The 17374-nt window shown below is 73.1% G+C and carries 10 protein-coding genes and 1 pseudogene; 2 read left to right on the top strand and 9 right to left on the bottom strand.

The window, feature by feature from the left end:
• Nucleotides 1-206 precede the first annotated feature (206 nt).
• A complete protein-coding gene (locus DY245_RS38785; RefSeq protein WP_128511804.1) occupies nt 207-449 on the top strand; it encodes a mycoredoxin in 243 nt (80 codons plus the stop codon).
• 158 nt (nt 450-607) lie between these two features.
• Here DY245_RS38785 and nudC read toward each other — a convergent pair whose 3' ends face one another.
• The 5 genes from nudC to DY245_RS38760 all read right to left on the bottom strand — a co-directional run bounded on the left by nudC (nt 608) and on the right by DY245_RS38760 (nt 10831).
• The gene (gene nudC, locus DY245_RS38780; RefSeq protein ID WP_181924053.1) at nt 608-1543 is read right to left on the bottom strand and encodes an NAD(+) diphosphatase; all 936 of its coding nucleotides are present in this window, start codon (nt 1541-1543) and stop codon (nt 608-610) included.
• Between the two features lie 135 nt (nt 1544-1678).
• Nucleotides 1679-3079, bottom strand: a complete 1401-nt coding sequence (locus tag DY245_RS38775) for a dipeptidase (RefSeq protein ID WP_128511803.1) — start codon at nt 3077-3079, stop codon at nt 1679-1681.
• Nucleotides 3080-3089: 10 nt separating this feature from the next.
• Complete coding sequence (locus tag DY245_RS38770; protein WP_128511802.1) at nt 3090-6722, bottom strand: ATP-dependent DNA helicase; 3633 nt, start codon at nt 6720-6722, stop codon at nt 3090-3092.
• A gap of 133 nt (nt 6723-6855) precedes the next feature.
• Complete coding sequence (locus DY245_RS38765) at nt 6856-10203, bottom strand: ATP-dependent helicase (RefSeq protein WP_128511801.1); 3348 nt, start codon at nt 10201-10203, stop codon at nt 6856-6858.
• 217 nt (nt 10204-10420) lie between these two features.
• Nucleotides 10421-10831: an MGMT family protein gene (locus tag DY245_RS38760; protein ID WP_128511800.1), complete on the bottom strand. Its 411-nt coding sequence runs from the start codon at nt 10829-10831 to the stop codon at nt 10421-10423.
• A gap of 189 nt (nt 10832-11020) precedes the next feature.
• Between DY245_RS38760 and DY245_RS38755 the strand changes: the two genes are divergently transcribed.
• Entirely contained in the window at nt 11021-14044 is a 3024-nt protein-coding gene (locus DY245_RS38755) for a lysylphosphatidylglycerol synthase domain-containing protein (RefSeq protein ID WP_128511799.1), read from the top strand.
• Between the two features lie 100 nt (nt 14045-14144).
• Here the strand turns inward: DY245_RS38755 and moeZ are convergent, their stop codons facing one another.
• From moeZ to DY245_RS38735, 4 genes and pseudogenes are all read right to left on the bottom strand, one after another.
• The gene (moeZ, locus tag DY245_RS38750) at nt 14145-15323 is read right to left on the bottom strand and encodes an adenylyltransferase/sulfurtransferase MoeZ (RefSeq protein ID WP_128511798.1); all 1179 of its coding nucleotides are present in this window, start codon (nt 15321-15323) and stop codon (nt 14145-14147) included.
• 73 nt (nt 15324-15396) lie between these two features.
• Nucleotides 15397-15654, bottom strand: coding sequence for a hypothetical protein (locus DY245_RS38745; RefSeq protein WP_128511797.1), 258 nt, complete (start codon nt 15652-15654; stop codon nt 15397-15399).
• On the bottom strand, nt 15642-16598 hold the full coding sequence (locus DY245_RS38740) for an NAD-dependent epimerase/dehydratase family protein (RefSeq protein WP_128511796.1): 957 nt from the start codon (nt 16596-16598) through the stop codon (nt 15642-15644). The genes DY245_RS38745 and DY245_RS38740 overlap by 13 nt, the downstream gene beginning before the upstream one ends.
• Nucleotides 16599-16851: 253 nt before the next feature.
• Nucleotides 16852-17374 (bottom strand): annotated as a pseudogene (locus DY245_RS38735) (hypothetical protein); the annotation flags it as partial.

Below are 17374 nucleotides of genomic sequence, written 5' to 3'. Positions count from 1 at the left end.
GGGGTGGGGCGGGGGGGGCGGGGCAGGCCCCCCCGGGGAGAGCAGGGCGGACGTACGGGAAAGAGCGGGCTCCCCAGCAGGCCCGCGGTAGCCGTTTCCGGAGGGCCGGGAATGGTCGGGGCCCGGTGTGCGTTGTGTTGCTTGGTCGCGCCGAGTACGGCGGCGGGCGGTATGTGATCAAGACTTATCGAAGGAGCGCGGGACGCATGGCGGGCACTGTGACGATGTACAGCACGACCTGGTGCGGCTACTGCCGTCGGCTGAAGAGCCAGATGGAGCGCGAGGGCATCGCGTACACCGAGATCAACATCGAGCAGGACCCGGAGTCGGCGGCGTTCGTGGAGAAGGCGAACGGCGGCAACCAGACGGTGCCGACCGTGCTCTTCCCCGATGGTTCGACGCTGACCAACCCGTCCCTGGCGCAGGTCAAGCAGAAGGTCGGGGCCTGATTCCGAGGGCCCGGACGAGCTGACGGACGGGCGGGCGGGTCCGTTCGCCGTGAGCGGTTTCACAGGGCCGTCGGCCGGTCCATGGGAGGGATCCGGTCGGCGGCCCTGTGTGTGCGTGCGGCGTCAGGTGTGCGCGGGGGCGGGCGCCGCGGCGCCGTTCACGGCTTGGGCAGCGGCTTGCCGTACCAGAGCTCGATGAGGCGGGCGGCGATGGAGATGCCGTACGGCGGGAGCACCTCGCCGGATTCGAAGGCGGCTCGCAGGTCCTCGCGGGAGAACCAGCGGGCCTCTTCGATCTCCTCGCCGTCCACCTGGATCTCGGAGGACGTGGCGCGAGCCATGAAGCCCAGCATCAGGCTGGAGGGGAAGGGCCAGGGCTGGCTGGCGACGTACTCGACCTCGCCGACGACGACGCCGGCCTCCTCGAAGACCTCGCGCGCCACCGACTGCTCGATGGACTCGCCCGGCTCGACGAAGCCGGCGAGGGTGGAGAAGCGGCCTTCGGGCCAGTGGACCTGGCGGCCCAGGAGCGCGCGGTCCTCCTCGTCGGTGACGAGCATGATCACGGCCGGGTCGGTGCGCGGGTAGTGCTCGGCGCCGCAGGCCGGGCAGCGGCGGATGTGGCCCGCGGCGGCGATGACGGTGCGTTCGCCGCAGCGTGAGCAGAAGCGGTGCAGCCGCTGCCAGTTCTCCAGGGCGACGGCGTGGACGAGCAGGCCGGCGTCCCGGGGGGAGAGCAGCAGGCCCGCCTCGCGCAGCCCGGCCGGGCGCGCGGACTGGTCCATGCGGCCGGGCAGTGCGTCCTTCTGGAGGGCGAAGTAGCTGACGCCCTCGTCGTCGGTGCCGAGGTAGTAGCGGTGGGCTTCGGTCAGTGGCGCCTCGAAGGTCGGCGTCATGATCAGTTCGGTGCGGCCGTCGGGGGTGTCGTCGATCAGGGCCTGGCCGCCGGACACCACGAAGACGCGCGTCGTCGGGTGGCTCCAGGCCGCCGCCAGCCAGGCCTCGTCGAGACGGTGATGGGCGGAGCGGTCAATTCCGCTCGGCGCGCTGAAAGTGAGCGGCCGGTCGGCGGTGTGGTCGGTCCAGGTGGTCACTGCTGTTTCCAACTCCCCCTGTGGCGTGGGTGATTACTGCGTACGGGCGCGGAACGGTGCGGCGATGGGGCACTCCCCCGGCTACCGCTGGGGGCACCCCCACCCGTGCCTTTGAGGCTACGGGCGAGAGCGCGGTCAAGCCGTGCGCCAGGTCTCCGCCAGGTCGCCCCACAGGTGGGCGGCGGTCTCGACGCCCTTCATCAGCAGGTCGAGCTCGACCTTTTCGTTCGGTGCGTGCCAGCCGTCGGAGGGGACGGAGATGCCGAGGAAGAGGACCGGGACGCCAAGGACGTCCTGGAGGTCGGCCGCCGGCCCTGAGCCGCCCTCGCGGGTGAAGCGGATCTTCTGGCCGAAGGCGCGTCCCATGGCGCGGACGACGGACTGGAGCGCGGGGTGGTCGAGCGGGGTGAGGCAGGGGCGGGTGGCGCCCCAGAAGGTGATCTTGTGGCGGATGCCGGCGGGGAGGCTCGCGGCGACCCAGTCGCGTACGGACTGCTGGACGGCGGCCGCGTCCTGGCCCGCGACCAGCCGGAAGGAGAGCTTCAGCTGGGCGGTGGACGGGACGATGGTCTTGCCGCCGGGGCCTTGGTAGCCGCCGCTGATGCCGTTGACCTCGGCGGTGGGGCGGGCCCAGATGCGCTCCAGGGTGGTGCTGCCGGCCTCGCCGAGGGGGGCGTGGGAGTGCGCGGTGCGCAGCCACTCGTCCTCGTCGAAGGGCAGCTCGGCGAAGAGCTCCCGCTCGCGGTCGGTGAGCTCGATCACGCCGTCGTAGAAGCCGGGGACGGCGACGCGGCGGTCGGTGTCGTGCAGCGCGGCGACCAGCCGGGCCGCCTCGGTGGCGGGGTTGGGTACGGCGCCGCCGAACGAGCCGGAGTGGATGTCCTGGTCGGGGCCGTAGAGGTCGATCTGGCAGTCCGTCAGGCCGCGCATGCCGGTGCAGACGGTGGGGGTGTCCTTGGACCACATGCCGGTGTCGGAGACGATCACGGCGTCGCAGGCGAGGCGGTCGGCGTGCTTCTCGATCAGGGCCGGGAAGTTCGGTGAGCCGGACTCCTCCTCACCCTCGATGAGCAGCTTGAGGTTGACGGCGGGGGCGGTGCGGCCGGTCGCGGCGAGGTGCGCGCGTACGCCGAGGGTGTGGAAGAACACCTGTCCCTTGTCGTCGGCGGCGCCGCGGGCGTAGAGCTTGCCGTCGACGGTCTGCGGCACGAAGGGGTCGGTGTGCCAGCCGTCCTCGCGGGCGGCGGGCTGTACGTCGTGGTGGCCGTAGACGAGCACGGTCGGCGCGGACGGGTCCCCGGAGGGCCATTCGGCGAAGACGGCGGGCAGGCCGTCGGTTTCCCAGATCTCGGTGGTCGCAAAGCCGGTGTCGGTGAGCTTTGCGGCGAGCCATTCGGCGCTGCGGCGCACATCGGCGGCGCGTTCCGGGTCGGCGGACACGGAGGGGATGCGCAGCCAGTCGGCGAGGTCGTCGAGGAAGGCTTCGCGGTGGCCTGCGATGTACGCGCGGACGGCGCTGTCCGGGGTTGTGCTCATACGACCGAGCCTATCGGCCTTCCGGGGGAGGCCGGTCGGCGGTCTCGCCGAGGAGGATGCGTTCGAGTCCGGCCCGGCCGGGCAGTCGTGTGGGTCTGACGACTTCGCCGGTGCGGACGTAGAGGAAGGCGGCGTCGACGGCGGACGGCGGCAGGCCGTGGCGCTCGGCCCAGGCGAGGCGGTAGACGGCCAGCTGGAGGGGGTCGGCGGTGTGGGCCCGGCCGGTCTTCCAGTCGACGATCTCGAAGCGGTCGCCGTCGGGGCCGCGCTCCTTGTAGACGGCGTCGATGCGGCCGCGGATCACTCGTCCGGCGAGTGTCAGTTGGAAGGGGGCCTCGATGCGGTGGGGGGTGCGGTGGGCGTAGGGGGTGCGGGCGAAGGCTTCCTTGAGGCTTTCGAGGTCGTGTTCGTCGGCGATGTCGGGTTCGTCGCCCGGGTCGGCGCCAGGTAGTTCGTCGGGGCCGAGGAGCGGCAGGGTCAGTTCTTCGAAGCGGGATTCGACCCAGGCGTGGAAGCGGGTGCCGCGGCGGGCGCCGGGCTGGGGCGGGCGCGGCATGGGGCGGGCCAGTTCGCGGGCGAAGCCGTCGGGGTCGGCGGCGAGGCGGAGGAGCTGGGTGGCGCTGAGCGCGGCGGGGAGGGGGACGTCGCGGACGGTGGCGCGGGAGCGGCGCAGCTCGGCGGCGAGGGCGTCCAGATCGCGGTCCCAGGATCCGACGATGCGGCGCTCCTCGGGGAGGAGGGCGTGTGGGGTGGTGTCGCCGGGGTGTGCGGTGCCGGGGCCGGGGGGTTCGGTGAGGTCGGGCTCGGCGGTGCGCTGGGCGATGATGCGGGGCCCGGTGGCCCGGGTGGGCCCGGCGTCGGGGGTGGTGGCGTGCGGCGGAGCCTCGTCGAAGGGGTCGGCTTCGGGGAGGTCGTCGGAGGGCGGTGCGGCGTCCGGCGGGGTGTCGTCGAACGGGCCGGCTTCCGCGATGTCGTACGGATCGCCGTCCCACTCGTCGTACGGGTCGCCCGCCCACTCCTCGTCCGCCGGGGGCGGCGGCCATTCCGGATCGTGCGCGAACAGCGGTGCGGGGGCTGCGGCGGGAGCGGGGTCGGCGGCGGCCTGTCGGCGGGCCAGATGGGCGCGGACAGTGGCCGCGGCGGCGCGGCGGCGGGCGGTGGCCGTGGGGTCGAGGGGCAGCGGCCAGGCCTGTTCGGTGGCGGCTTCGGCGAGGGCGGGGTTCTCGGCGCCGTCCTCGGGGGGCTCGGCCCAGGCTTCGATCTCGCCGTGTCCGGCTTCGCAGTGCTCGCGGAGTGCGTCGAGGAAGGCGGAGGGGCCGCGGGGTCGTTTCTGGTTGGGGCCCCACCAGTGGCCGGAGCCGAGGAGCAGGGACCGCGGGCGGGTGAAGGTGACATAGCCGAGGCGGAGTTCCTCGGTTTCCTGGTGGTGCTTCATCGCCTCCTTGAAGGTCTTGAGGCCGCGGGCGTCCCACTTCTCGATGTCGGGGAGAGTGGCGGCGTCGCCGCGCAGGGCGTGCGGCAGGACCTTGGGGCGGCTGATCCAGGACTCGCGGGCCTGTTCGCTGGGGAATTGCTTGCCGACCAGGCCGGGTACGGCGACGACGTCCCATTCCAGGCCCTTGGATTTGTGGGCGGTGAGCACCTTGACGGTGTTGTCGCCGCCGGGGAGGGAGCTGTCGAGGCCCTTCTCGTACTGGACGGCGGTGCGCAGGAAGCCGAGGAAGGCGAGGAGGGTGGCTTCGCCGTCGAGGGATTCGCCGCCCTGTTTGGCGGCGAATCCGGCGGCGATGTCAAGGAAGGTGCCGAGGGTTTCGCGGCGGCGGGCGGCGAGGGCGTGGGGTGAGGCGGACAGCTCGACCTCCAGGCCGGTGGCGGCGAGCACCCGGTGGAGGACGTCCATGAGGGGGTCGCCCAGGGAGCGCCGCAGGTCGCGCAGCTCGGTGGCGAGGTAGGCGAAGCGGATCCGTGCCTCGGGGGAGAAGGGCAGGCCGTCGTCGGGTCCTTCGGCTTCCAGGAAGGTGTCGAGGGCGTCGGCGAGGGAGATGGTTTCGGCCGGGTCGACGCCTTCGACGGCTTCGGCGAGGCGTTGTTCGGGGTCGTCGGACGGGCTGCTGTGGTGGACGAGGGTGCGGGCGCGGCGGCCGAGGAGGGCCAGGTCGCGGGGGCCGATCCGCCAGCGCGGGCCGATCAGCAGGCGGACCAGGGAGGCGTTGGCGGTGGGGTCCTGGAGGACTTCGCAGACGGCGACGAGGTCGGCGATCTCGGGCAGATGCAGCAGGCCGGAGAGGCCGACGACCTCTACGGGGATGTCCCGGGCGACGAGTTCGCCCTGGATGCGGGCGAAGTCGCCGGCGGTGCGGCAGAGCACCGCGATCTCGCCGGGTGGGGTGCCGGTGCGGACGAGGTGGGCGAGGGAGTCGGCGAGCCAGGTGAGCTCTTCGGCGTGGGTGGGCAGCAGGGCGCAGCGGACCGTGCCGTCGCGCTCGGCGCCGGGGGCGGGGCGTAGGGCTTCGACGCCCTCGTGCATCTGGCGGAGGGGGGCGGCGAGGCCGTTGGCGAGGTCGAGGAGGCGGCCGCCGCTGCGGCGGTTCTCGCTGAGGGCGTAGCGGCGGGCGGGGGTGCCGTCGGCGAAGGGGAAGTGGGCGGGGAAGTCGTCGAGGTTGGCGACGGAGGCGCCGCGCCAGCCGTAGATGGCCTGGCAGGGGTCGCCGACGGCGGTGACGGCGTGCCCGGTGCCTGCGTGCCCGGTGCCGGCGCCGAAGAGGCCGGACAGCAGCAGCCGTTGGGCGACGGAGGTGTCCTGGTATTCGTCGAGGAGGACGACGCGGTATTCGTCGCGCAGGATGCGGCCGACGTCGGGGCGGGTGGTGGCGAGGGTCGCGGAGTGGGCGATCTGGTCGCCGAAGTCGAGGAGGTCGCGGCGGCGTTTTTCGCTGCGGTAGGCGGTGACGAGGTCGAGCAGTTCGAGGCGGCCGCGGGCGGTTTCGGGGATCTTGCGCAGGTCGGCGTTGGTGAGTTTCACGCCGTCGAGGGCGGCGAGGAGTTCGTTGTCGTACGTGCGGAGCCGGGCGGGGTCCACGAGGTGTTCGGCGAGTTCGGCGTCGAGGGCGAGGAGGTCCTCCACGAGGGAGGGCAGGGAGGTGGTGAGCGCCGGGTAGGGGCCGGGGGCGGCGCGCAGGGTCCGGGCGGCGAGCTGGAAGCGGGTGGCGTCGGCGAGCAGCCGGGCGCTGGGTTCCAGGCCGATGCGCAGGCCGTGGTCCTTGAGGAGCTGCCCGGCGAAGGCGTGGTAGGTGGAGATCCGTGGCTCGCCGGGGGGCTGGTCGGTGTCGGGGCCGTGGCCGGCGGGTGGGAGCGCGTCGGGGTCGGTGACGCCGGCGGCGAGGAGGGCGGCTCTCACACGTTCGGAGAGTTCGCCGGCCGCTTTGTTGGTGAAGGTCAGTCCGAGGACCTGCTCGGGGGCGACCTGGCCGGTGCCGACCAGCCACACGACGCGGGCGGCCATGACCGTGGTCTTGCCCGAGCCGGCTCCGGCCACGATGACCTGCGGGGCGGGCGGGGCGGTGATGCACTCCGTCTGCTCCGGTGTGAACGGGATGCCGAGGAGCTCTTTGAGCTGCTCGGGGTCGGTGATGCGGGCTGACACAGCAAAAACCGTAACGGGCGCCACTGACAATCGCCGCCGCCCCCGACGTCTTCGCTGGTCACAGCCTTGATCGCGCCGTGCTCACCTCCCCGCGCACGATCCCTGCCGGGCTCCCGACGTGATCGTTTCGCGCTCACTCGACGATGTGCCGGCCCTCCGGCTGGGCGCTGCACGAGGCGCGGAAGGTGCAGTGGGTGCAGTGGGTCCCGGTGGTGGGGCTGAAGCGCTCCTCCAGGACGCGGCCGGCGGCGGTGGCGAGGAGTTCGCCGACCCACTCCCCCTCCAGCGGCTGCTGTGCCTGTACGGCGGGCAGCGCGTCGCCGCCCTCCTTCACGGGCGCGCCGAGTCGCAGATGGACCAGCTCGGCGCCGCCGGCGTCCGGTGTCCGGCCGTCGAAGGCGTCGTCGACGGCGCCTTCGCGTACGGCGAGCTGGTAGACGGCGAGCTGGGGGTGGCGGGCGACTTCGGGTCCGGTGGGTTTTTGTTTGCCGGTTTTGAAGTCGACGACGTAGGCGCGGCCCTGGGTGTCCTGGGAGACATGGTCCATGCTGCCGCGGATGCGGACGTCGTAGGCGCCTGCCTGGAGGGTGACGTCGAAACCGTGCTCGGTGGCGACGGTCTCGCGGCCGTGGGTTTCGCGCTCCATGACGTGCCAGCGCAGAAAGCGTTCCAGGGCGGCGCGCGCGTGGTCCTTTTCCTGGCGGGACTTCCAGGGGGCGTCGAAGGCGAGCGCGTCCCATACGGAGTCCAGGCGCTCCATCAGGACGGTCAGGTCCGCGGGGGTGCGGCCGGAGGCGACCTCGTCGGCGAGGACGTGGACGACGTTGCCGAAGCCCTGGGCGGCGGTGGCGGGGGTGTCGGCCTTGACCTCGCGGCCCAGGAACCACTGGAGGGAACAGGTGTTGGCGAGCTGGTCGAGGGCGCTGCCGGAGAGGACCACGGGCCGGTCGCGGTCGCGCAGCGGGACGCTGGAGTGGGTGGGTTCGAGAAGGCCCCACCAGTTGTCGGGGTGTGCGGCCGGTACCAGGGGGTGGTGGTCGTCGTCGTGCAGCGCGGCGAGTGTGGCGAGGCGCTGGGCGGCGGCCTCGCGCAGTGCGGGGGTGGCCGCGGGGTCGACGGTGGTGGCGCGCAGCTCGGCGACGAGTGCGGCCATCGCGAGGGGGCGGCGGGGGCGGCCGGTGATGTCCTGGGGGGTGGTGCCGAGTTCGGTGAGGAAGCGGGAGGGCTGGTCGCCGTCGTCGGCGGCGGCCTTCACGGCGGTGACGACGAGGCGTTCGCGGGCGCGGGTCGCGGCGACGTAGAACAGCCGGCGTTCCTCGGCGAGGAGTGCGCCGGGGGTGAGCGGTGCGGCGAGGCCGTCGCGGCCGATCCGGTCGGCTTCCAGGAGCGAGCCGCGTCGGCGCAGGTCGGGCCAGAGGCCTTCCTGGACGCCGGCGATGACGACGAGCCGCCATTCCAGGCCCTTGGAGCGGTGGGCGGTCATCAGCCGTACGGCGTCGGGGCGCACGGTGCGGCAGGTGAGGGTGTCGGCGGCGATGTCCTGGGCGTCGAGTTCTTCGAGGAAGTTGAGGGCGCCGCGGCCGCCGGTGCGTTCCTCGGCGCGGGCCGCGGTCTCGAACAGGGCGACCACCGCGTCCAGGTCCCGGTCGGCGTTGCGGCCGGCGGCGCCGCCGCGCCGGGCGGCGCGCTCCAGGCGCTGCGGCCAGGGGGTGCCGTCCCACAGCTGCCACAGGGCCTGTTCGGCGGTGCCGCCGCCGGCCAGGAGTTCGCGGGCCTTGCGCAGCAGCAGGCCGAGCCGCTGGGCGCCGCGGGCGTAGGCGGGGTCGTGTGCGACCAGGCGCTGGGGTTCGGCGAGCGCCCGGGCGATCAGTTCGTCGGACGGGCGGGGCAGTGGCTGGCCGGCGGCGCGTTCCTCCTCGCGCAGTGCGCGGCCCAGGCGGCGCAGGTCGGCGGAGTCCATGCCGCCCAGGGGGGAGGTCAGCAGGTCCAGGGCGGTTTCGGCGTCGAGCCATTGGGGGGTGGCTTCGTCGGGGGTGGCGGGCTCCGGTGCGAGGGCGGCGCGCGCGGCGGCCCGGAGTGCGGTCAGCAGGGGGGCGACTGCCGGTTCATGTCGCAGGGGCAGGTCGTCGCCGTCGATGTCGAGCGGTACGCCGGCGGAGGTGAGCGCGCGGCGCACGGCGGGGATCGAGCGTCCGCCGGCGCGGACGAGGACGGCCATGTCGTGCCAGGGCACGCCGTCCTCCAGGTGGGCGCGGCGCAGGATGTCGGCGATGTTGTCGAGTTCGGCGCCGGGTGTCGGGTAGGTGTACACCTCGACGCGGCCGCCGTCCCGTACGGGCGTGGGTTCGCGGTGGGCGCGGACCTTACGGGCCGGGAGGCGGGTGAGCGGCATCCGGCGGGTCAGCAGCCGGGTGGCGGCGAGCAGGGTGGCGCCGGAGCGGCGGTTGGTGTCGAGGACGGCCACCGGGGCGGGGGTGTTGTCGCCGCGCCGGAAGGTCTCGGGGAAGTCGAGGATGCCGTTGATGTCGGCGCCGCGGAAGGCGTAGATCGACTGGTCGGGGTCGCCGAAGGCGACGAGGGTGCGTCCCGGGGAGCCGGGTGCGCCGGGCGCTCCGTGGTTGCCGGCGAGTGCGCGCAGCAGCCGTACCTGGGCGGCGTCGGTGTCCTGGTACTCGTCGACGTAGACCGCGTCGTAGCGGGCGGCCAGCTCCGCCGCGACGTCGGTGCGCTCGGCGAGCAGCACCGCGCGGTGCACCAGTTCGGCGTAGTCGAGTACGCCCTGGCCGTCGAGGACGTCGAGGTATTCGGCGAGGAAGGCGGCCGCGGCGCTCCAGTCGGGGCGGCCGGTGCGCCGGGCGAAGGCGCCGAGGGCGTCGGGGCCCAGGCCCAGTTCGCGGCTGCGGGCGAGCACGGCGCGGACTTCGTCGGCGAAGCCTCGGGTGGTCAGGCAGGCCCGCAGTTCGTCGGGCCAGTGGACCTGGGCGCGGCCGGCGTCGGCCAGCTCCGCCTGTCCTTCGAGGAGCTCACGGACGACGAGGTCCTGTTCGGGTCCGGACAGCAGCCGTAGGGGGTCGGCGAAGAGTTCGGCGTCCTGGTGGGCGCGGATCAGGGCGTAGCAGAAGGAGTGGAAGGTCGTCGCCTGCGGGACGAAGCTGGTGCGCAGGCGGGCCGCGAGCCGGTCCCGTAGTTCGACGGCGGCCTTGCGGCTGAAGGTGAGGACGAGGATCCGCTCGGGGTCGCCGCCGGCCCGCACCCGGCGTGCCACCGACTCCACGAGGGTGGTGGTCTTGCCGGTGCCCGGTCCGGCCAGCACCAGCAGCGGCCCGTGCCGGTGGTCAACCACAGCGCGCTGGGCTGCGTCCAAGGGAGGAGGATCCACCCGCCCCGGCGGGGTACGCACCAGTCGGTACGCGCCGGAGGCATCCCGTCGGGCGGCCCGTCGGGGCTGCGTCGGCGGGATGGCCGAGAAGGAGGAACTCACGTGGATCGCCGGTCCTGAGGAGGGTGCTGGTCGTGGTGCGTATGCGGTGCGGGGCGGGCCGTGGTGCGGGGAACCGGCCGGGCTGCCGGCCGGCGGTGCGCCGCGGGATGGGGCCGTCGTCGTGACGGCAGTGCCCGACGCTACGCCAGGCGGCGCCGCGGCCGCACCGCGTCCCACCGCCGCCGGAGGCGCGCTGCCCTCCGCGCCGCGCTCCGCACTAGGGTGCCCCGCCGGTGTCCTGGCGCCCGTCCCACCGGGCCCGCCGCATGTCCAGCCGCGGTATGTGGTCTTCGGCACCCGACCGGGCCTCGCGCAGGGGCGTGCCCTCGTCGCGGTAGTGCGCCAGCGCGCGCAGTTCGCTGCCGGGCAGCAGCCGGCCGTCCGCGCGCACCACCCGCCACCAGGGCACGGCGCCGCCGTAGAGCGCCATCGCCCGCCCCACCTGCCGCGGGCCGCCGCCCGTAGCCGGAAGCCCTTCGGGCTGTTCCTCTCCTTCGAGCCACTCCGCGACATCGCCGTACGTCATCACCCGGCCCGCCGGGATCAGCTCGGCGACGGCGAGGACCCGCTCCGCGTACTCGGGGTACTCGGGCGGTTCACCTGCCGCCGTATCTGCGGTCCCACTCATTCGGTCCATCCTGCCGTACGGCACCGACAATGGGATCGGACACACGGTCCTGCACCACCAGGGAGGTCGGCGGCAAGGCGCCGTCAGCCGTGGTGCGGGGGCGGACGTTCCGCTTCCCGTACCCCCGAAATGCACCCTGATGCCCCCCTCCACCGGTCGGCCGTGCCACCATCTTCCGGACGGTGACTGGTGATACGAGATCAAGAAGAGACGGCCGAGCAGCAGGGTGCAGCGCCTCCACGGGAGGCGGGCGCCCCTGACGCGCTGACCGTCGACGCCTCCGACGCCGCGCCTTACCCGGCCGCGCCGACCGAACGACCGGAGCGGCAGCACGTGGCGCAACAGGGGAAGCACCAACGGGAGCCGGCCACGGCTTCCGCTACCGAAAAGGCGAGCACGATCGAGAAGGCCGAACGACCCGGGGCGTCCGAGAGGCCGAATGGGCCCGAGGAGCCCGAGCCACCCAAGGGGCACGAGGAGGAGCGGGACGACACGCAGCAGACCGAGCAGGGGCAGGACGAGCAGGTCGAGCACGACAAGGGCGAGGAGCCGGCGTCCGGCGCGGCGCGGGGCAAGGCCCGGACGGGCTCGCACCGTGTCGACCTGAGCGCCGACGAGCACGGCGAGTTCCATGTCGACCGGGTCTCCGGCGACGAGCCGCTGCTGCCCGCCCGCGTGCACCGGCCCGCCGACCTCCTGCGGCTGCTGCTCGGCATGGCCGGGATCGCGCTCGTCCTCGGGCTCGCCACGTTCGCGCACGGCACCACCCAGGGTCTGGCGAGGGACATCGGCACCGGCGCGAAGGCGGCGCCCCCGCTGCTGATCAACCTGGCGGGGCTGGCCTCCAGCGTCCTGGTGCTGATCGTGCCGGTGGCGTTCGCCGTCGAGCGGCTGATCAAGCGGGACGGGCTGCGGATCGCGGACGGTGTGCTGGCCGCGGTGCTCGCCCACGGGGTGTCGCTGGCGACCGATCTGTGGGTGGCCGAGGCCGCGCCCGCCTCCATCCGGGTCGCGCTGACCCAGCCGTTGGCGAACGGTTCCCTCTCCGCGCCGGTGCACAGTTATCTGGCGCCGGTGATCGCCTATATGACGGCGGTGGGGATGTCCCGGCGACCACGCTGGCGGGTCGCGATGTGGTTCGTGGTGCTGCTGGACGTCGTCGCGGTGCTGGTCGGGCGGTACACCACACCGTTCGCGATCATCACGACGGTGCTGATCGGCTGGACCGTCGCCTACGGGACCCTCTACGCCGTCGGCTCCCCCAATGTCCGCCCCACCGGCCAGAACCTCCTCGCGGGGCTGCGCCGGGTCGGCTTCCATCCGGTCAGCGCGATGCGCGCGGAGGACGCCACCAACTCCGAGCAGGCCGACCGCGGCCGCCGCTACCTCGTCACGCTGGAGGACGGCCCGCCGATCGATGTCACCGTCGTCGACCGTGAGCAGCAGGCGCAGGGCTTCTTCTACCGGGTGTGGCGGCGGCTGTCGCTGCGCGGCATCAATCAGCGCCGCAGCCTGCAGTCGCTGCGCCAGGCGCTGGAGCAGGAGGCGCTGCTCGCGTATGCGGCCATCGCGGCCGGCGCCAACGCGCCCAAGCTGATCGCCACCTCCGAGCTCGGCCCGGACGCGGTGATGCTGGTCTACGAGCACATCGGCGGCCGCAGCTTCGACGCGCTGGCCGACGAGGAGATCACCGACGCGCTGATGCACAGCGCGTGGCGGCAGGTCGCGGCGTTGCAGTCGCGGCGGATCGCGCACCGGCGGCTGGTGGGTGAGGCGCTGCTGGTGGATCGTTCCGGCAATATCGTCCTGACCGAGCTGCGCGGCGGTGAGATCGCGGCCGGTGATCTCGTTCTGCGGATGGACATCGCCCAGCTGCTGACCACCTGCGGGCTGCGGGTGGGCGCCGAGCGCGCGGTGGCCGCGGCCGTCGAGGTGCTCGGCCCGGACGCGGTCGCCGACAGCCTCCCCCTGCTGCAGCCGATCGCGCTCAGCCGCACCACCCGTGCGACGCTGCGCCATCTGGCGCGCGAGCGTTCCAAGCGGGAGCGGGAGGCGGTGCTGGCCGCCTCGCAGGCCGCCAAGGAGGCGCGCGAGGCGCGTGACGCGGCGGGGCCGAAGGACCGCAAGACGATACGGGCCGAGCGGCACGCGGAGAAGAACGCCGAGAAGCGGGCCCTGGACGAGGCGTCGGAGGAGGCCCGCGAGGAGGATCTGCTGGCCCAGATCCGCCGGCAGGTGCTGTTGATCCGTCCGACAGCGGTGATCGAACCGGCGAAGCTGGAGCGGCTCAGCCCGCGGATCCTGATCAGCTGGATCGCCGGGGCGTTCGCCGCGTATCTGCTGCTGTCGCAGCTGACGCACTTCAACCTCGACGATGTGTTCAGCAAGGCCCAGTGGGTGTGGGTGCTGGTGGCGATGTTCTTCTCGGCGCTGACGTACATCGCGGCGGCGATGAGCCTTCTGGGGTTCGTCACGGAGAAGGTGGCCTTCGTCAAAACCGTCGTCGCCCAGATCGCGGGCAACTTCGTGAAGCTGGTGGCGCCCGCGGCGATCGGCGGGGTGGCGCTCAACACCCGCTTCCTGCAGCGCGCCGGCGTCCGGCCCGGCCTTGCGGTGGCGAGTGTCGGCGCGTCCCAGCTGTTCGGTCTGGGCAGCCACATCCTGCTGCTGCTGACCTTCGGCTATCTGACCGGCATGCAGAGCAGACAGGACCAGTTGTCGCCGTCCCGTACGGTCATCGCCGGGCTGCTGACGGTGGCGGTGCTGGTGCTGGTGGTGACGGCGGTGCCGGTGCTGCGGAAGTTCGTGGTGACGCGGCTGCGGTCGCTGTTTGCCGGTGTGGTGCCGCGGATGCTGGACATCCTGCAGCGGCCCCGGAAGCTGGTCACCGGGATCGGCGGGATGCTGCTGCTGACCGCGGCGAACGTGATGTGCCTGGACGCCTCGATCCGCGCGTTCGGCGGCGGTGAGCAGCTCAGTTACGCGAGCATCGCGGTGGCCTTCCTCGCCGGCAACGCGCTGGGGTCGGCGGCGCCGACGCCGGGCGGTGTGGGCGCGGTCGAGGGCGCGCTGATCACCGCGCTGACGTTCGCCGGGCTCGCCGGCGCCATCGCTTTCCCCGCGGTGCTGCTGTTCCGGCTGATGACGTTCTGGCTGCCGGTGCTGCCGGGCTGGCTGGCCTTCACGCACCTGACGCGCAAGGGCGAGATCTGAGCGGCGGCCCCGACCCGGCCGTCGGCAGCCGCAAGCGGCGAGACGCACAGGGCGCCGGTCCGCACAGTGCGGACCGGCGCCCTACGCGTGGACGCTGCGGTCAGTAGACCGGCTTCTCCGGCTCGACGGTGTTGACCCAGCCGATGACGCCGCCGCCGACATGCACGGCGTCGGCGAAGCCCGCGGACTTCAGTACGGCCAGTACCTCGGCCGAGCGGACGCCCGTCTTGCAGTGCAGGACGATCTTCCTGTCCTGCGGGAGGTCCTGGAGGGCGGCGCCCATCAGGAACTCGTTCTTGGGGATCAGCTTGGCGCCGGGGATCGAGACGATCTCGAACTCGTTGGGCTCGCGGACGTCGATGATCTCGATCTTCTCGTCGGCGTCGATCCACTCCTTGAGCTGCTTGGGAGTGATCGTCGAGCCGGCCGCCGCCTCCTGGGCCTCCTCGGACACGACGCCGCAGAAGGCCTCGTAGTCGATGAGCTCGGTGACGGTCGGGTTCTCGCTGCAGACCGCGCAGTTCGGGTCCTTGCGGACCTTGACCTGACGGTAGGTCATCTCCAGCGCGTCGTAGATCATCAGGCGGCCGACGAGCGGGTCGCCGATGCCGGCGAGCAGCTTGATGGCCTCGTTGACCTGGATGGAGCCGATGGAGGCGCACAGCACACCGAGGACGCCGCCCTCGGCGCAGGAGGGCACCATGCCCGGCGGCGGGGGCTCCGGGTACAGGCAGCGGTAGCAGGGGCCGTGCTCGGACCAGAAGACGGAGGCCTGGCCGTCGAAGCGGTAGATCGAACCCCAGACGTACGGCTTGTTCAGCAGTACGCAGGCGTCGTTGACCAGGTAGCGGGTGGCGAAGTTGTCCGTGCCGTCCACGATCAGGTCGTACTGGGCGAAGAGCTCCATGACGTTCGTGGAGTCGAGGCGCTCTTCGTGCAGGTTGACCGTGACGTACGGGTTGATGCCCAGCACCGTGTCCTTGGCCGACGCGGCCTTGGAGCGGCCGATGTCCGCCTGGCTGTGGATGATCTGGCGCTGCAGATTCGACTCGTCGACCTCGTCGAACTCCACGATGCCGAGCGTGCCGACGCCGGCCGCGGCCAGATACATCAGCGCGGGCGAGCCCAGGCCGCCGGCGCCGACACACAGCACCTTGGCGTTCTTCAGCCGCTTCTGCCCGTCCATCCCGACGTCGGGAATGATCAGGTGGCGGGAGTACCTGCGGACCTCGTCGACGGTGAGCTCCGAAGCGGGCTCGACCAGGGGTGGCAGCGACACGGATGACCTCAACAAGGGGGTTGGTCGGTATCTCAGGACTAATTGTCTTCCCGTAACACTGCCACGCCCTTCTTCATTCCGAGACACCTGGTCCGATGTGCGAGACGAAATCGTCCCAGTAACCGGGCAGCGGCTCCCAGGCGTCTCCGCCGGCACCTGCCGCCCCGGTGGCCCGGCGGTCGGTGCGGGAGCCGTCGGTCTTGTCCCACTCCCGGTAGCGGTGCGCGTCGGAGATCGGCTCGTGGAAGGGGCGCGCGCCCTGACCCCTGTCCAGGTGTCCCAGTAATCGGACACCCGTCTCACAAAGCCGTGCGGTGGTCAGATACGACATGCGGCCTCCATCCAGATGTCGGCGAGGGATTCCTCCAGGACGATCCGGGGGCGCCAGCCGAGCCGGTCGCGGGCGGTGCGCACATCGGCCTGCTGCCAGGTGCCGCAGCCGTCCGGGTAGGGGTAGGTGGCGGGCGGCGAGCCGACGGGGTGCTCGGTGGACGGGCCGGGGATGACCAGGCGGGCCGGCGGGGAGTCGAGTTCGTGGAGCGCGCCGCCGAAGCCGGCGACCCGGGCGAGCACGGACGCGGCCTCGCGCAGCCGTACGGCGCGGCCGGTCCCGATGTTGACGACGCCCTGTGCGGCGGACAGCGAGGCGGCGTGCACGGCGCGGGCGACATCGCGGACATCGACGAAGTCGCGTTGCACCCCGAGCCCGCCGAGCTTGAGTTCGCTGTCGCCGGACTGCATGGCGCGGCGCATCGCCTCGGCGAGCCGGCCGAGCGGCGATCCGGCCGGGGTGCCGGGGCCGACCGGTGAGAAGATCCGCAGCACGACGGCGTCGAGCCCGGAGCCGAGGACGAGTTCGGTGGCGGCGAGTTTGCTCACGCCGTACGGGCCGCCGGGGCGCGGCACCGCGTCCTCGGCGGTGGAGGAGCCGGGCTGGGAGGGCCCGTACTCGGAGGCGCAGCCGAGGTGGACGAGCCGGGCGCCGCAGCCGCTGCGCCGCAGCGATTCGCAGATGGTGGCGACCGCGACGGTGTTGTGCCGGGTCAGGTCGCGGGCGCCGCCGCGGGTGGCGCCGGCGCAGTTGACGACCACGCCGGGGTGTACCGCGTCCAGGAAGCGGGTGAGCGCGCCGGGGCTGCCGGTGGCCAGGTCGAAGCGGACGTCGGCGTCGTCGCCCCGCCCGAGGGCGGTGAGCTGGACGGCGGGGTCGGCGAGCAGGCGGTCGGCGACGTAGCGGCCGAGGTAGCCGTTGGCGCCGATGAGCAGCACCCTCATCGTGCGACCCCCCGGTCCGCGTGGCGTGTGGTCGGCTGGACGTTCATGTGTCGTGCTCCTAAGGCGGATGGTGGGAAGTACGTCGGCTTCGGTCGCGGGGCCGGGGGCGGGGGCCACGTGGGGGGTGTGGTCCGCGGCGACGTGGTCAACGGGGTCGAAGGGGCCGTTTCGGGGTGCCTCTTCGGGGGTGGTGCGTGGTGGGGGTGCCCGTGTGGGGGTGCGGGGCGGTGCGGGCCGGGGGGTGTCCGGTGGGTCACGGCCGGTGCGCCTCCGCCGGTTCGGAGGGTGAGTGCGCGCAGGCGCCGGTGAGCGCCCGCAGGCCGTGGACAAGCAGGCCGAGGGCGGCGGCGGTGCAGGCCACGGCGGGTACGGCGGCCGGTCCCGCGATGGTGGTCAGGGCCTCGACCGGCATGTCGAGCGGGGGCAGGCCGGGGAGCCGGGCGATCAGTACGAGGGACAGGGCCAGGGCTTCGAGGGCGGCGGCCGAGGCCAGTCCCGCGGCGGCGGCCTCGGGGAAGCCGTGTACGGCGAGCAGCCGGGCGAGGAAGAGCAGCACTCCGAGCGCGGCCGCCGCCGCCACCGCCACCGCGCCGTCGCTCCCGAGGGCGGCTCCCGCGCCGAGGAGCAGCGCCATCAGCGCGCCGAGGAAGAGCAGGGTGGCGGTGAGCAGCAACGGGCGGGTGCGGGCGGCGAGTTCCCCGAGGCCGCGGCTGGCGGCCAGGCCGCGCCGCCCGCGGACCGCGAACCAGCGGGCGCAGCCGGCCGCGGGGGCGAGG

The organism is Streptomyces inhibens, from assembly GCF_003389455.1.
Classification (GTDB): domain Bacteria; phylum Actinomycetota; class Actinomycetes; order Streptomycetales; family Streptomycetaceae; genus Streptomyces; species Streptomyces inhibens.
The sequence above is the reverse complement of the archived record's forward strand: the minus strand, read 5'-3'. Positions and strand labels throughout refer to the sequence as shown.

Coding starts and splice junctions, on each gene's coding strand:
- DY245_RS38785 (WP_128511804.1), top strand. CDS start 207: ATGGCGGGCACTGTGACGATGTACAGCACGACCTGGTGCGGCTACTGC.
- DY245_RS38775 (WP_128511803.1), bottom strand. CDS start 3,079: ATGAGCACAACCCCGGACAGCGCCGTCCGCGCGTACATCGCAGGCCAC.
- DY245_RS38760 (WP_128511800.1), bottom strand. CDS start 10,831: ATGAGTGGGACCGCAGATACGGCGGCAGGTGAACCGCCCGAGTACCCC.
- DY245_RS38745 (WP_128511797.1), bottom strand. CDS start 15,654: ATGTCGTATCTGACCACCGCACGGCTTTGTGAGACGGGTGTCCGATTA.
- DY245_RS38740 (WP_128511796.1), bottom strand. CDS start 16,598: ATGAGGGTGCTGCTCATCGGCGCCAACGGCTACCTCGGCCGCTACGTC.